Source organism: Paenibacillus taichungensis, from assembly GCF_050994985.1.
GTDB lineage: Bacteria > Bacillota > Bacilli > Paenibacillales > Paenibacillaceae > Paenibacillus > Paenibacillus taichungensis.
Genome location: NZ_CP194720.1, coordinates 1,926,235 through 1,941,179, shown reverse-complemented (window position 1 = coordinate 1,941,179; position 14,945 = coordinate 1,926,235). Strand labels below are relative to the sequence as shown.

14 protein-coding genes are annotated in these 14,945 nt (G+C 43.7%); 3 read left to right on the top strand and 11 right to left on the bottom strand.

The annotated features are described in order from the left end of the window. Positions 1-24: 24 nt before the first annotated feature. Both ACR1R9_RS09025 and ACR1R9_RS09020 read right to left on the bottom strand, forming a co-directional pair. On the bottom strand, positions 25-780 hold the full coding sequence (locus tag ACR1R9_RS09025; RefSeq protein WP_433921289.1) for an SDR family NAD(P)-dependent oxidoreductase: 756 nt from the start codon (positions 778-780) through the stop codon (positions 25-27). 312 nt (positions 781-1,092) lie between these two features. Beyond that, on the bottom strand, positions 1,093-1,665 hold the full coding sequence (locus ACR1R9_RS09020; protein WP_433921290.1) for a TetR/AcrR family transcriptional regulator: 573 nt from the start codon (positions 1,663-1,665) through the stop codon (positions 1,093-1,095). 168 nt (positions 1,666-1,833) lie between these two features. Here ACR1R9_RS09020 and ACR1R9_RS09015 point away from each other — a divergent pair, with 168 nt between their 5' ends. Both ACR1R9_RS09015 and ACR1R9_RS09010 read left to right on the top strand, forming a co-directional pair. Continuing rightward, complete coding sequence (locus ACR1R9_RS09015; protein ID WP_076289215.1) at positions 1,834-2,280, top strand: hypothetical protein; 447 nt, start codon at positions 1,834-1,836, stop codon at positions 2,278-2,280. 46 nt (positions 2,281-2,326) lie between these two features. After that, on the top strand, positions 2,327-2,779 hold the full coding sequence (locus tag ACR1R9_RS09010; RefSeq protein WP_433921291.1) for a hypothetical protein: 453 nt from the start codon (positions 2,327-2,329) through the stop codon (positions 2,777-2,779). 150 nt (positions 2,780-2,929) lie between these two features. On the opposite strand, the gene ACR1R9_RS09005 is transcribed toward ACR1R9_RS09010, so the two are convergent. The 8 genes from ACR1R9_RS09005 to ACR1R9_RS08970 all read right to left on the bottom strand — a co-directional run bounded on the left by ACR1R9_RS09005 (position 2,930) and on the right by ACR1R9_RS08970 (position 11,014). Beyond that, complete coding sequence (locus ACR1R9_RS09005; RefSeq protein WP_433921292.1) at positions 2,930-3,295, bottom strand: hypothetical protein; 366 nt, start codon at positions 3,293-3,295, stop codon at positions 2,930-2,932. A gap of 185 nt (positions 3,296-3,480) precedes the next feature. Further along, the gene (gene rbsB / locus ACR1R9_RS09000; protein ID WP_076289212.1) at positions 3,481-4,410 is read right to left on the bottom strand and encodes a ribose ABC transporter substrate-binding protein RbsB; all 930 of its coding nucleotides are present in this window, start codon (positions 4,408-4,410) and stop codon (positions 3,481-3,483) included. Between the two features lie 14 nt (positions 4,411-4,424). Next, positions 4,425-5,396, bottom strand: coding sequence for an ABC transporter permease subunit (locus tag ACR1R9_RS08995; protein ID WP_099856159.1), 972 nt, complete (start codon positions 5,394-5,396; stop codon positions 4,425-4,427). Between the two features lies 1 nt (position 5,397). Next, on the bottom strand, positions 5,398-6,879 hold the full coding sequence (locus ACR1R9_RS08990) for a sugar ABC transporter ATP-binding protein (protein WP_433921293.1): 1,482 nt from the start codon (positions 6,877-6,879) through the stop codon (positions 5,398-5,400). A 15-nt stretch (positions 6,880-6,894) separates the two neighbouring features. Further along, the gene (rbsD, locus tag ACR1R9_RS08985) at positions 6,895-7,296 is read right to left on the bottom strand and encodes a D-ribose pyranase (protein WP_433921294.1); all 402 of its coding nucleotides are present in this window, start codon (positions 7,294-7,296) and stop codon (positions 6,895-6,897) included. Next, entirely contained in the window at positions 7,293-8,174 is an 882-nt protein-coding gene (gene rbsK, locus ACR1R9_RS08980; RefSeq protein WP_076289208.1) for a ribokinase, read from the bottom strand. The genes rbsD and rbsK overlap by 4 nt, the downstream gene beginning before the upstream one ends. Continuing rightward, positions 8,167-9,156, bottom strand: a complete 990-nt coding sequence (locus tag ACR1R9_RS08975) for a LacI family DNA-binding transcriptional regulator (RefSeq protein WP_433921295.1) — start codon at positions 9,154-9,156, stop codon at positions 8,167-8,169. The genes rbsK and ACR1R9_RS08975 overlap by 8 nt, the downstream gene beginning before the upstream one ends. Before the next feature lie 394 nt (positions 9,157-9,550). Continuing rightward, entirely contained in the window at positions 9,551-11,014 is a 1,464-nt protein-coding gene (locus ACR1R9_RS08970; RefSeq protein WP_076289206.1) for a DHA2 family efflux MFS transporter permease subunit, read from the bottom strand. A 457-nt stretch (positions 11,015-11,471) separates the two neighbouring features. Between ACR1R9_RS08970 and ACR1R9_RS08965 the strand changes: the two genes are divergently transcribed. After that, positions 11,472-11,897 (top strand): MaoC family dehydratase, encoded by a 426-nt coding sequence (locus ACR1R9_RS08965; RefSeq protein ID WP_076289205.1) that lies wholly within the window; start codon positions 11,472-11,474, stop codon positions 11,895-11,897. A 105-nt stretch (positions 11,898-12,002) separates the two neighbouring features. On the opposite strand, the gene ppsA is transcribed toward ACR1R9_RS08965, so the two are convergent. Further along, entirely contained in the window at positions 12,003-14,618 is a 2,616-nt protein-coding gene (gene ppsA, locus ACR1R9_RS08960; protein ID WP_433921296.1) for a phosphoenolpyruvate synthase, read from the bottom strand. Between the last annotated feature and the right edge of the window lie 327 nt (positions 14,619-14,945).

The window sequence follows — 14,945 nt, the reverse complement described above, 5'->3', positions numbered from 1 at the left end:
TTGTACGCCATGTTTAATGAAATATTAATGCAATGCTCCTAGGATTGGATAGATTGGGCTTCTCAGATTGAAATTGTAGTTCAGGTCTACAATCCCTACGACTTCGTTACTATCATATAGATCTAACATAAAGCCTGCCATTTCTTTGGCGGTGTGGTATTTAGACATGTTTGCTTTGTAATCAAAATCTTCTGTATCTAATGATTTATTCACGAATTCCGTTTCCGTTATAGCTGGAGCTAGCACTTTTGCTTTTAGTTTTGCATCTTTTATTTCAAGTTCTTTGGCAAGCCCTTCTGTGAAGGCACTAACATAAAACTTCGTTGCCGAATACGCAACACTTCCAACAGCAATGGCATATCCAAGTGCGGATGCAACGTTAATTAACTGAGTTCCCTCTATGTCTGCATAATCTCGCACATACAGTGTGGAAAGGATCGTCAGGGACTCAATGTTCACACGCAGCATGGTTTCAACTTTCTCCAGATTCTGTTCTGCTACAAAAGAACCTTCACCAAGCCCCGCATTGTTAATCCAAGTCTCGATTTGGTATTCCTTCAGCGTGTTATAAAGTGTATATGCCTGAGCAGTATCCGATAGATCACTAGTTTGAACAATAACATGTACGGTAGCGTCAATATTCTGAATTGCTAATTTGAGTTCTTGTAATTTGTCCAATCTTCTTGCGACCAAAATTAAGTTTTTGCCTCGTGCAGCAAACGCCAATGCTGTCTCATATCCAATCCCTGAACTTGCACCTGTAATAACTGTATATTTCATCCTATTCTCTCCTTATCAACATGTATTTTAGTATAAGTAAGCTATTAAAATAATTTTAGAACGATCGTTCTTAATATTGCAAAAAAAACAGTTAGATCTAACTTGCTATTTAGAATAGCATTTCTAGAACGAACAGTAAAGAATTATTTTCTGACTGCTATATAATGATGTTGGGACAGGGAACTATGAGTTATGCCAGACATGCGATACAAGTTCTTTATAACATTAACAGGACAAGAACCTGTATCACTAAAACAAATCAGCCTTCATGGAGACAACCCCCTCTTTGCCTGCCATGCCTTAACTCCATTTTCAATCTAAAACGGATAATGTCATATCCATAATATTTGTTAATTTTTGCGGATCCGTAGTGGTCTTAACCAACGTTCGTATCCCCACCCATGCATTCATCAAATAATGAGAAATAACTACAGGGTCAACGTCAGCCTTGATTTCACCCTTTTGCTGGCCTTCTAGAACAAGATTTCTTAAGAATTCCTCTGTTCGCAAATAACTTTCATTAACTAGCGATGCAACTTCAGGATCCAATACGCCCAGTTCCACGCCTGAGTTTACAAGAAAACAGCCTATAGGTTGTCCTTCATTTCTTATAGTTGACTCAAACAATACCCTAATAATCTCTTTGATTGGTTTTTGGGTATCAATTAGAAAACTCATTTTGTTGGTCTGCTTCGATTCATATCGTTCAAGAGCTTTCATAAACAGAGCATGCTTATCCCCAAAGGTATCATAGATACTTCTTCGATGAATGCCCATATATTCAACCAAATCCTGCATCGAAGTTTTCTCATATCCTTGGGCCCAGAACAGTTGTATTGCTTTATCTAATACTTCATTAACTTCAAATTCTTTGGATCTTGCCATCTTCATCACCTCGAATAATCATTATACATTGAAGCCCCCGATTGGGAAACTTACATGGTTCCAGAAGCTATAAGGTTAGTTCCACGAAAAAATCCTTACCAATTAGCTGATAACTCTTTGAAACTAGCTACATAAGATATAACAAAATAATAGATTGGAGGAATTGTTATGGTTCGTACGCTTGACGCTCGTACTTCACTTGGGTCTAACGGTGTTGCTCCGTTTAATGTTCCACTTACTCCAAATACGCCTACTTTGGTGGGTATCCTTGGTCTGAACATTGTCAATCCAGGAACAGTTATTCGCACTCAGTTTAACGGAACCTATCGGATTTCGGTAGCAAATTTGTCCTCACAACCTTCTTCCGTTCGATTTGAAATTTTCAGAGGTTCGACCTATACAGGCACGCCGATTTATGTCGTTTCCCAGCCTATATTCCCTTCTGTGGGAAGCATACTGGCAAGCTTCGATGGTTCTGATTTCAATGTGCCTCCTCCTCCTACCGGGCAGCTTATCTATTCTTGTTTTGTGACATTTGTTCCGGCATCCCCATCAGAGCAAGCCAGCCGCGTTGGTCCAGAATGCTTCAATGCGGTTTCATACAGCGACGATTAACTCATGGCTAACAGGACTCTATGAAAATATGAAAGGAGGAAATTTCATGGTTAAAACGTTAGATGCACGGACTTCCCAAGGCTCCAATGGCCAGCAAATTTTAACTCCCAGCTTCATGAATGGTGTCCCGCTATTGTTTGCCCAGGTTGGATTGCAAATCAGTAACCCGGGTATGTCGATTCGGACTTTTTTTTCGGGGATCGTCGAAATTACAGCAAGTCAGTTGCCAGTTAACGGAAATCTTGTTATCGAAGTATACCGAGGATTAGGCGGTTCGCAACAGCTTGTATATCGGGCCAATACAACTGTATTGGCCAACCCTTTTTTCAGTCCTTGCATTTTAAGCTTTACCGGCTCGGAGTACAATGTCCCAGCCCCTGGCAATGGACAGCTCGTCTACTCAGCGTACGCCACATTCTCCTATAACCCTATTTATAGTGTGAATAACGTACGCTTGGGGCCTGAAAGTTTCAATACAACTGTTTATTCTGATGATTGAGTCAATATGTTTGAAGCATATGAATAAAAATTAAACCATCTCAATAATTGAGATGGTTTTTTTGGGATCTTACTAAACCTTATTTACACGAACTATTGATGTTCCTTGAAGAAGTGCAGGTATGGCAAACACGATTTTTGTTCCAGCAATTTATTTTTCCACAACGTCATCCATGGCCTGAACAGCCAGTTCAAATGCTTTAATTCTTCTTCTTAAAAGCGTTTTTTGAGGGCTGCCCGCTTTTGACTTAGTATAACTGTTCTCAAGGGACGGGAATAAACCGATCAGAACATTGCGAGCTTCTGCCAACTCTTCCTTGGTGTACTGATGAGCTTTTTGATTCCAGACCGTTTCCAGCATAGCCAAACCGATGTATAAGGCGTTGAGTCGTTTCTTTAATAAAGTAGTGTTATTCCCTTTCTGAGTCAAATTAGTCAAAGCGTTTTCCGATTTGCGTATGGTCGAATGGAAAGCTTGGATGGATTGCAATTTGTCTTCCTCTGATACATTTTCCATGCAGCGCAACCTCTCCTTTTCTCATGCATAAAACTAATTTACATGCCCCGCGAGATGTGATCAATAATATAACGATTAAAAACTACCGCAGTCTTCACTGTCAACTATCGTCTCCAGTGTAGCAGTTGGATAAAATAAAAATCCCGCCCTGGACATTTTGTCCAGAACGGGACGTACTTGTTGAATTAATCGTTTGCGTTTTCCTTGGTCACCAGCTTCAATTCAGCCGGAATTGATTTCTCTACCTGCTTGCCGCCCAGCACATCCAGAGCAGCTTGCACCGCCAGCTGGCCAATCAATACTGGCTGCTGAGCGACTGTTGCTGTCAACTTTCCATCCTTAATGGATTTGATTGCATCATCGTTTCCGTCAAATCCAATCACGGGAATGTCTTTACCAGAACTTTGAATTGCTTCAATCGCGCCAAGCGCCATCTCGTCGTTATGGGCAAATACCGCCTGTACGTCAGGATTACCCTGCAGCAGATTCTCCATTACATTCAAACCTTTGGAGCGATCGAAATCCGCTGACTGCTTCGCAACCACATTCAGTTTTTGGTCGGCAATCTCGTGGAAACCTTTCCCCCGCTCTCTTGTTGCGGAAGCTCCGGGTACACCCTCAAGTTCAATCACTTTTGCTCCCTCGCCTAGCTGTTTCACGAAATATTCCGCCGCCATTTGTCCACCTTTGACGTTATCGGATGCGACCAATGCTGCCACGTCGCCTTTGTCTGCGGAACGGTCCAATGTAATCACTGGAATCCCCACGCTATTGGCCGATTGAACAGCCGTAGAGATTGCAGCGGAATCCGCAGGATTAATCAGAAGGGCATCCACGCCCTGTTGAATCAGGTCGTCCACATCATTGGTTTGTTTGGCTGAATCATTTTGAGCATCAACAACAATGACCTGAATTCCTTGTTTTTTGGCTTCTGCAACGACCCCATCTTTGAGGGAAACAAAGAAGGGATTGTTCAACGTGGAAACTGACAGTCCAATTTTTTTCTGTCCATTGCTACCGGCAGAGTCGGGCTTAGCCCAACCCGGAGGCTCCAGAGAGCATCCTGCCAGAACGATCATCATTACGCTTACAAGCAATATGGTTAGTTTTTTCATGTTCGCTTCTCTCCTTAAGCCGTTTTCTTGCGGTCCAACAGGACAGCGATGGCAATAACGACGCCTTTTACAACCATTTGATAAAACGAGTTCACTCCGAGCAGGTTCAAACCATTGTTCAGTACGCCGATAATCAGGACCCCAATCAGTGTGCCGACGATCCGTCCTCTACCACCTGATAGGCTTGTTCCACCCAGAACAACAGCTGCAATGGCGTCCAGTTCATATGAAGTACCTGCTGTTGGCTGCGCGGAATTCAGACGGGAGGTCAGAATCGCACCTGCCAGCGCTGACAGCATACCTACCAGAGAGTAAATCATGATTTTCACGCGATGCACTTTAATACCTGAGATAATGGACGCTTTCTCATTGCCTCCAAGCGCGTACGTTTTACGGCCAAAAGCCGTTTTATGCAAAATCGTCCACAGAATTACGAAAGTAATGAGCATTGTGATTGCTGGAACCGGTATTCCTAGCATATAACCACGACCGAACAGTTGGAACAGCAGGCTATCGCCCAATCCGGTAATCGGATTACCGTTTGTATATACCAGCGTCAATCCCCGGAACACCGTCATCGTTGCCAATGTAGCAATAAACGGAGCCATCTTACCCTTCGTAATCATCAACCCGTTCACCATACCCATGACACCGCCGAGTGCAACCCCAATAATGATCGACAAAATCGGATCCAGGCCAGACAGCATCATATTGGCTACAAAGGCACTAGACAAAGCCAGAATGGAGCCAACTGACAAGTCGATACCACCTGTCAGAATGACAAATGTCATGCCAAAAGCAATCAGCGCGTTAATCGAAACCTGACGCAATAGATTCAAGATGTTAAGCGGTTCCAAAAAGCTTGGATTCAACACCGATACGATGATAATTAAGATGATTAGTCCGAGCAATGGACCTAATTTCTGTGTCACATTTGTCAAACGGAAACCGCTCTTGGCGGATTGGTTTTCCTGCAAATTTGTCATATCATTGTCCCCCTGTAGCCAATGTCATAATGTTTTCCTGTGTTGCCTCTTCTTTTGCCAGTTCACCGCTAATACGTCCCTCATGCACAACCGCAATTCGATCGCTCATACCGAGTACTTCAGGCAGCTCAGAAGATACCATAATGATGGCAACTCCGCGGTCAGTCAGCTCGTTCATCAACTGATAAATTTCTCGCTTCGCTCCAACGTCCACGCCGCGTGTTGGCTCATCCAGAATGAGTACACTCGGACCAATGCCGACCCATTTGGCAATAACCACCTTCTGCTGGTTGCCCCCTGATAGGTTTCGTGCTGCCGTCTCAGAAGATTGTGTCTTGATTTGCAAACGTTTGATGAGCGTATCGACGAATTCCTGTTCTTTATGAGTCGAGATGAATCCCTTACTTGAGAAGCTGAACAAATTGGGTAAGGCCATATTCTCACGAATAGAAAAATCGAGCACCAAGCCTTCATCCTTGCGGTCTTCCGTAATAAATCCGATTCCATGTTTAACCGCATCCGCTGGCTTCCGAATATGAGCCTTTTTGCCTCGAATCATGATTTCGCCACCGTCCAAAGGTTCCAAACCGAAGATCGCTCGCATGATCTCTGTCCGTCCAGAGCCCATCAGCCCGGAGAAACCGAGGATCTCACCTGCTCTCACCGTAAAGCTGATATTCTGGAACAATCCTTTGCTGCTTGCGTCCCGTACTTCAAGGACCACTTCTCCATACGAAGGATTTCGTGCCGGATATCGTTCCGTGAGTTCCCGTCCGACCATCTTCCGCACCACTTCATCAAAACTGGTCTCCGGGATCGTCTTGGTGTCTACCGTTTTGCCGTCACGCATGATCGTGATCCGGTCGCAAATGGTGAAAATCTCCTCCATCCGGTGCGAGATATATACGATGGAAACACCATTTTTCTTAAGTGAAGTGATCACGCCGAACAACTTCTGAATCTCCCGCTCCGTAAGCGCCGCCGTGGGCTCATCCATAATGATTACTTTGGCGTCGGTCATTAGTGCTTTGGCAATTTCAATCATTTGCTGCTGACCGACAGAACATTCCCCGGCAGGACGATCCAGCGGAATCTGTACGGAAAGCTTGGCAAATTGCTCAGTGGCAAGCGCTTTCATTTGTTTTGTGTTCAGCAATCCAAAAGACGAAGTTATTTCCTTACCTATGAAGAGATTATCAAGCACCGTCATTTCCGGCCAAACGTTCAACTCTTGGTGGATAAAAGCAAGCCCCATCTTCTCAGCTTCCTTCGGATTGGCAAAATAGGTTTCTTTCCCGTCAATGGAGATGGTTCCTTGATCCCGCCCATGAAGACCGATCAAAATGTTCATTAGCGTGGATTTGCCGGCCCCGTTCTCCCCCATCAGAGCATGAACCTCGCCTTCCTTTAGTTCAAAATCCACCCCGCTTAGCACTTGGTTGGTGCCAAAAGCTTTATATATGTCTTGCATCTGAATATGCATGATACCGTCCCCCTTTTAACCGAAAATGACGCCCGATTGTAAAATGCAATTAGCATACGGCGTAGCTTCGCCCGTACGAATGACCACTTTGGCATTCCGGGTCAACACCTTGAATTGTTCATGACTAATGGAAACGTCAATGGCTTCATCGCCAAATTTCTCGGTAATAAACTGCATAGCTTCTGGATTCCCTGCCTTGATCTCTGTTGCCAAAATCACTTTCTCAACGACCATATCGTCCGCTATAAGCTCCACGACCTCTTGAAAACTTGGTGTCCCCAGTTTCAGGGACAAGTCGATTTTGGGCACCCCTTCTGGAACAGGGAGACCAGCATCCGCGATAACTATTGTGTCCGTATGACCCAGATCAGACAACACCTTGGAGATATGACTGTTCAATATACCCTGCTTCTTCATTTCAGGCTTTCCTCCACTTCATCCCGTGTCGGCATGCCTCCTTGTGCGCCGAATTTGGTCACGGATAGCGATGCAGCCCGGTTGGCAAATCTGATGCTCTCTTGTAGCGGTTTACCTTCCGCAAGGGCGACCGCAAATGCGGCGTTAAAGGTATCACCCGCTCCAGTCGTATCCACTGGTTCCACTTTGTAAGTAGGTACAACGATTTCCTGTTCGCCGTCAAAATATCGAACACCGTTACTGCCCTCCGTAATAAACAACTTGTTAGGATATTTGCGTAGCGCCTCAGCCGGAGTCATGCCCTGAAACAATATCTCGGCCTCATGCTCGTTAGGCGTGATATAAGCAGCTTTGTCAATGACCTCATCCGGTACTTTTCTTGCTGGTGCAGGATTCAACAACAGGGGCGTTCCGCTTTGGGCGCAAATCTCGCTGACACGAACAACGGTTTCTTCTGGAATTTCTTGCTGAATCAATACAATATCGGCACATTGAATCACTTCTGTCGCTTCATCAACATAGGCTGGTGTAACTTCGCGATTTGCCGCTTCCACGACCACAATACTATTATCACCTTCAGCCAGCACGATATGAGCCGTACCGCTCTCCAGATGTGTAACCGGTTTCACATTTTGCGTATTTACACCATTTGCTTTAAAATTATTTAAAATGGCTGTACCAAAAGTGTCATCGCCCACCCGGCCGATCATGGAAACATCGGCCCCCAGCCTTGCGGCAGCGACTGCCTGATTTGCTCCTTTGCCGCCTGGAACTGTTTTGAAACTGTCGCCAAGGACGGTTTCACCCGCCCCCGGGCGCCTTGCAGAAGTAACAACCAAATCCATTGAGCTGCTGCCAATTACGCATATTTTAGCCATCTGAATTCACCTTTCTTGTTGTGCCCCGTTCAATGAAACTGACCGGAAGCTGTATGTGTTTGTTTTCGATTGGAGCTTGTTCCACCAGTTTGATAAGCAAGCCGGCAGCTTCTCTTCCCATCTCGTATGCCGGTTGGCGAATGGTCGACAATGCAGGAGATAGCAGGCTGCTCATCGGAATATCGTCGAAGCCGATAATTTGCATATCCTCCGGAACTTTTTTTCCGATGCGCAATGCCTCGTGCAATACCGCCATAGCTGCGATATCATTACTAGCAATGACTCCGTCGCTATCGCCATACTTGCTGAAAAGCTCATTCGCCCATAACCCAACATCGTTAAAGGAAAAGGATGTCGTTTGGATTACACGGTAATCCAGGCCGGCCTGACGTATGCTCTCGATTGCGCCTTCAAAACGATCCTGCGCAGGTTTGATATGTGCTGGTCCCTGCATAACCGTAATTCGGCGGCTTCCACGCTTGATAATCTCCCGTGCAGCCAGACGTCCACCCTCTCTTCCATCCGCAAATACGGAGGGACTGTCCAGAGGTGTTCTGTCAAGAAACACCACGGGAATTTTCAAGTTCTCATATATTGAAGAATGAGGGTAATTCGTTGAAGTGATTACGCCGACTACATTATTCTGGATAAAAGTCTGGATGTAATCCTTTTCCTTCTGTTCGTCCTCATCACTATTTCCGAAAATCAGTCTGAATTCCTGCTCTTGCATCCGGTCCTCTACGCCGCGTGCAAGCTGCGGAAAGTAAGGGTTTGCAATATCGGGTAACAGCAGGCCAATCAATTTGGACTTACGCTTGTATAAAGAGCGGGCCACCTCATTGGGAGAGAAGTTAAGCTGCTTGACCGCTTCCTCCACTTTCTTACGAGTGTCCGCATGAACATAACCTCTTTCATTAATGACCCTTGATACGGTGGCTACTGAAACGTTAGCCAAATTAGCTACATCTTTTATTGTTGTCATGAACGTTCACTCCTATGTGTGTAACCGGTTACAGATATGAAATTATCATATTTTTTTAAGTTTGACAATCCTTTTGTTACTGGAAATTTATCCTAGTCATCAGATAAAGACCTAATAAACGCAGTAACATTATGCCATAGCGTCATCTTGACCAATCCATATATTGATGCAAAATAGATGACTCTTATCGTTGCAAATCAGGCTATTAGCCAGATTATCGCCTATTTCGAGGGGGACTCCGATTGTCTTAAGGTACTCCGTTACCTCGGGGAGAAGTTGCTAAACTCGAATAAGCAAACGGATTGTAGGGGATTCTCTTTTTAGGGATCGTGGTTTTCGGAAAAAAAAGCCGCTAAATCAGCGACTTTTAAAGGGGGCATTGTTTTGTCAAATGCTAGTGCAAGCGATTGACCACTACTCTTTTGATGAAAAGGGAGAGCACAAACCCAACGAGGGAAATGATCATGCCAAATATGAACGCATCCTGTACACCGGCAGTCAAGGAAAGCGGGATAAGTGAAGGGTCATTTGGATTCGTGGCATGACTCATATATTTCGCTTGTCCATTACTCATCACGCTTACCGCAACAGCTGTACCAATCGCACCAAATACCTGCTGCATCGTATTAATGATTGCCGTTCCGTGCGGATATAGCTGCGGTGGAAGCTGGTTGAGGCCATTCGTTTGGGCAGGCATCATGATCATTGAAACGCCGATCATCATAATAACATGAACCGTGATAATAAAGGCCACCGAGGAAGCAAGTGTAATTCCAGAGAACAACCAGAGTGCCACTGCTATTAAGACAATCCCAGGAAGGACGATCCATTTGGGTCCATGTTTATCGAACAGCCTGCCCATAATTGGAGCCAAAAGTCCGTTCAATGCACTCGCGGGCAGCAGGATCAGACCTGCGCTAAGCGTGGAGAATGCAAGGCCTACTTGCAGGTACATGGGCAGTACGAGCATCGAAGACAATATAACCATCATGCAAAGTGCGACCATAAGGGCCCCGATTGCAAACATCGGGTACCTAAAAGCGCGCAGATCAAGCAATGGATTGGATATTTTCAACTGGCGAATCGTGAAAAGAATAAGAGCAACAAGACCGATTGCAAGAGATATTACGACAGTAGAACTGGTCCATCCCCCATCTCCTTCACCAGCGCTACTAAAACCATAAACGATACCTCCAAAGCCGAGGGTCGACAGTAGCATGGACAATAAATCAATACGTGGCTTGGTCGTTTCGGAAACGTTTTGCATCGTGAAAATCCCAATGATCAGAGCGATGACAAGAAAAACGAATGAAAGCCAAAAGATATAATGCCAGTTCAATGCTTCAATGAGCAGTCCGGCAATTGTCGGCCCAACCGCAGGGGCGAACATGATAACGAGTCCAACCAGTCCCATGGCTGCACCACGCTTTTCGACCGGGAAAATGAGCAGTATCGTATTAAACATAAGTGGTAGTAATAGCGAAGTACCTACTGCTTGAATAATGCGTGAAACCATTAACACACCGAAGCTTGAAGCAACGGCTCCAATCAAAGCACCGAGACATGAAAATAGAAGTGACGTTATGAACAGCTGTCTTGTTGTAAAACGCTGGATTAGCAGGCCTGATAGCGGAACGAGAATCCCCATGGTCAGCAAATAGCCTGTTGTCAGCCATTGAATGGTGGCCGACCCAATGTTGAAGATCTGCATCAAATCGGTAAGCGCTACGTTTAACGCCGTTTCGCCGAACAGACCGATGAACCCACTCATCAAAAAAGCGAGAACGATGGGAAATACTTTAATGTCTTTCTTGGCTGCTTTAAATTCAGCACCGGATGTGGCTGTAGAAGCTTGCATTATTTACACTCCTTTAGTTCTGTTATGTTGCGCTCAAACAACTAATAATGATTCTCATTATCAATATGCACAGTGTAGCAATTACTACAAAAAATGAAAATACACAAATTCCGAATACAATATGTATAATTATCTAATTCAATTTTGAAAAATGTTCTCATTAACGAAAAGTACGGGGGGATTTAGCACGGAGTATAAAAGTATATTCCCTTTACCTGCTATATCGATTTCTGACATAAATACTTAGAAATAAGCTTTGGGTTGTCCGTGGTAGTCCTGTTTTTTAGCAACGTGATATATGAATAATAATCAAATGTCTACCCAGTTGATCCATGTTAAAATACTTAATGTTCATTATCCACTAAAGAATTCATTAGTTTTGGTGCAACCCCTACATGGTTTTAATTGGACACTTTGAAGACTTATCCTTTAGAGTAGATATTGGAGGTGTACATCATTGAAATTTAACGAGTATGTTATAGGCGAGGCCTATAGAACAGAGTCTATTCAATTGTCAAAGAAGGATATTATTGATTTTGCAAAAATTTATGACCCTCAATATATGCATATAGATGAGGCAAAAGCCAAAAAAGGCCGCTTCGGCAGCCTCATTGCTTCGGGTATGCAGACGATGAGCACGTCTTTCAAGCTATGGGTGGAACTTGGTTTATATGGTGAAGAAGTTGTCGCAGGAACCGGTATGAATAACATAAAGTTTATCAAACCTGTGTTTCCAGATGATGAAATTAGTGTTCTATCAGAAGTGATTGAATTATCTCCAAGAAGGAGTAGTGGTGGAATAGTCACGGTGCGGCTCACTACGTTTAACCAAAATGATGAGAAGGTTTTTCAGGCAGAATTAAGTGCTTTGATTAGTAATTGATTTTTGTACAATTCGTTTCCGTTGTTGACTTTGAAAAAAAAACGATCGCACATCAGGTCTGATGCGCGATCATTGCTGTACACTCTCAATTCGTGTATCAATCATTTACAATATTTCGATATATCCTTCTGTCCCATGTACCCGAATTCGCTGCCCATCTTTTATTCGTTGAGTTGCCTTCTCCACTCCGACAATAGCCGGCAAACCATATTCACGCGCAATCACAGCTCCATGTGTCATCAGTCCACCCACTTCGGTAACTAGGCCTTTTATAGAAACAAATAATGGTGTCCAGCTCGGATCCGTATAGGGAGTCACCAGTATATCTCCATCTTCAAGATCAGCCTCTTCAATATTGAAGATGACACGTGCACGGCCCTCTATCACCCCGGAAGAGACAGGCAGACCAACAATAGCATCGGCTGGCAGATTTTCACGGTTATACTGACCTGTAATGATCTCACCATCAGACGTGAGCACGCGAGGTGGAGTTAGCTTTTCAAAGATTTTATAATCTTCTTTCCGTTGGGTAATGATCATCTCATCCATTTTATTGGTGCGTACAACTTCACGAAGTTCTTCAAAAGTGAGGAGGTATATATCTTCTTTTTCGGCAATAATACCCGCTTGTGCAAGTCGCTCAGCTTCTTTCAATAAAGCCTGTTTATATACAAAGTAACGATTGATCATGCCGTATTTGGGATATTCCCGATAACCGATGAAGTTGCGAACCAGGTCAATCATTCGTTTCGTTTCCTTGGCTTTTTGATCACCATCCGGCAATAGCTTCAATCGATTCAATATTTCCTGTTCTTTCTTCAACGCTTCCTGTCGTCCCTGCTCAAATTTCCGTTTGCTTGCATTAGGCTCAAAGTTTTTGATGTTACCCAGAATCAATGGCACAAGTGTAATGGGTTTTTCAATCCAACGGGTTCTGGTCAGATCGATTTCTCCGGCACATCGCATGCCGTATTTGTCCAGATAATCATGGATAGCTTCCCTTGTTTCCTGTCCTCCCTCAACCTTAAGCAATTCATCCATAAAGTCATCCTCTTTCACATGCTGTAAATATGCAATGACTTCCGGATACGGACGAATCACATCTGCAACATCCAGTAATGCCAGACCCATTTCCGAGGTGATATTGTTCAGTACAGATTGAGAGAGCGTATCTGCTGCATTTTTCTCACCCAACCACTCTTTCATGTTTTCATTGATCCATGCTGAAGCATTCATGGCAGTCATAAATACATTTGAACTTCGTGGGTCAGATAGAAATCTCTTCAATTCTTGCAGATCTTCAAGGATAAAATCAAACAAATCCAATCCAGACTTGTTTTGGATGTTACGTTTTAGCTCTTCTACTGAGGCTTGATTACTCTTAATCAACTCAGAGACGATAGTCGATTCATTTTCAATATGTGCTTGAAAACCATCAGACACGCTCTGTTTATGGTTATTACGTGGAGTTGGTGATGGCTGTTCAATAGGTAACGATTTAATGAAATTTTCGCGCTCGATTACAGTTGTAAGTGCGTCCTTAAGAAGCGGATCGGATTGTCCCATGGTATTTATGAAGTTTTCTCTCATGACAGGCGAAGCCAGCCTAGGCGTAATATCAACAAACAATCTTCCACCAGCTATACGCATGGGTGCCGGAGTCGTTAATAGAAAGAAAGATAAGCCCAGCGGTTTCATGGGATCAGTCATCATTTGTTGATGACCTACAGACAGGTACACATGATTTTCCTGGTCACTCGCTTCAGGGATCGGGTATAACGTTGTGATTGGCCGACTTTGGACTATATAAAACATATCATCCGCCAAACACCATTCGATATCTTGCGGGAAACCAAAATGAGCTTCGATCTGTCTTCCTATGCGTGCCAGTTCTAAAATTTGTTGATCGGTAAGTGTTTGCGTCTTTTGCAGCACGGGATCGATCTGATGTGTATACGTTCCACCATCTTCGCTTCCATAAATAGCCAACGTTTTGACGGCTATCCTCTTATCGACAATTTCACCTTCTCGTACTTTATAACAATCAGCAGATACCAAGCCGGACACCAGCGCCTCACCAAGTCCAAAACTTGCGTCGATGGAAAGCAGTTTCCGGTTGCATGTGATCGGATCAGCCGTAAATAAAATTCCTGAAACCTTTGGGAATATCATCTTTTGAATGATAACGGACAAATAAACCTGACCATGGTCAAATCCATTTTGCATACGGTAGATTACCGCGCGATCCGTAAACAGAGAAGCCCAACATTTGCTGATATGGTGCATGATTGATTCTTTCCCAATGATATTTAAGTAGGTGTCTTGTTGACCGGCAAATGAGGCATGTGGTAAATCTTCAGCGGTCGCACTGGAACGCACTGCATACGCATGACCCTCTCCAAATGTGGAGAGATAATGAGCGACTTCTTTTTCAACATCGGCTGGAATGTCTACGCCCATAATGAGTTCCCTGATCTTCCTACTGATTTCATTAATTTGCTCTCGTTCTTCTACTTTCAACAAGGTTAATTGATCCAGCAAAGCATGATATGTTTCATTTTGTTCAACGGCTTTTTGATATCCAACGGTTGTAACGCAAAATCCTTCGGGGACGTGAATTCCTTCCACCTTTGATAACTTCGCTAGATTTAATCCTTTTCCACCAACGAGCGCATGCTGCAATTTTTCCAATTCCTGAAATCCGATAACCAAAGAACTCATTCCGTATCTCCCCTAACCAATAAATTGAGAAAAAAACATTTGACAAAGAGTTTACCGCCATGATAAGATTTAAATATAAGATAAGATATTTATGTCTTCGTAAATCGAAGAAATGTAATCTGATTATATCATTGTGTTTGTTTATATACAATATCGAAGAACCTGGGATGATTGCCCAGGTTCTTTTTTGATTTCAAATACTATTAATTCTATAGAAGCATGGCTCTCATCAACCAGATTTCTGTCGTGCAGCATGTTATGTATCACAGTTGTAGAAGCCAACAAAAAAGCAACCTGCCCTCAAATGAGGTTGGGCTGCTTTTTTCA

Excerpts from the sequence above, each read along its gene's own strand:
- ACR1R9_RS09025 (WP_433921289.1), bottom strand. The coding sequence starts at position 780 with ATGAAATATACAGTTATTACAGGTGCAAGTTCAGGGATTGGATATGAG.
- ACR1R9_RS09020 (WP_433921290.1), bottom strand. The coding sequence starts at position 1,665 with ATGGCAAGATCCAAAGAATTTGAAGTTAATGAAGTATTAGATAAAGCA.
- ACR1R9_RS09015 (WP_076289215.1), top strand. The coding sequence starts at position 1,834 with ATGGTTCGTACGCTTGACGCTCGTACTTCACTTGGGTCTAACGGTGTT.
- ACR1R9_RS09010 (WP_433921291.1), top strand. The coding sequence starts at position 2,327 with ATGGTTAAAACGTTAGATGCACGGACTTCCCAAGGCTCCAATGGCCAG.
- ACR1R9_RS09005 (WP_433921292.1), bottom strand. The coding sequence starts at position 3,295 with ATGGAAAATGTATCAGAGGAAGACAAATTGCAATCCATCCAAGCTTTC.
- rbsB (WP_076289212.1), bottom strand. The coding sequence starts at position 4,410 with ATGAAAAAACTAACCATATTGCTTGTAAGCGTAATGATGATCGTTCTG.
- ACR1R9_RS08995 (WP_099856159.1), bottom strand. The coding sequence starts at position 5,396 with ATGACAAATTTGCAGGAAAACCAATCCGCCAAGAGCGGTTTCCGTTTG.
- ACR1R9_RS08990 (WP_433921293.1), bottom strand. The coding sequence starts at position 6,879 with ATGCATATTCAGATGCAAGACATATATAAAGCTTTTGGCACCAACCAA.
- rbsD (WP_433921294.1), bottom strand. The coding sequence starts at position 7,296 with ATGAAGAAGCAGGGTATATTGAACAGTCATATCTCCAAGGTGTTGTCT.
- rbsK (WP_076289208.1), bottom strand. The coding sequence starts at position 8,174 with ATGGCTAAAATATGCGTAATTGGCAGCAGCTCAATGGATTTGGTTGTT.
- ACR1R9_RS08975 (WP_433921295.1), bottom strand. The coding sequence starts at position 9,156 with ATGACAACAATAAAAGATGTAGCTAATTTGGCTAACGTTTCAGTAGCC.
- ACR1R9_RS08970 (WP_076289206.1), bottom strand. The coding sequence starts at position 11,014 with ATGCAAGCTTCTACAGCCACATCCGGTGCTGAATTTAAAGCAGCCAAG.
- ppsA (WP_433921296.1), bottom strand. The coding sequence starts at position 14,618 with ATGAGTTCTTTGGTTATCGGATTTCAGGAATTGGAAAAATTGCAGCAT.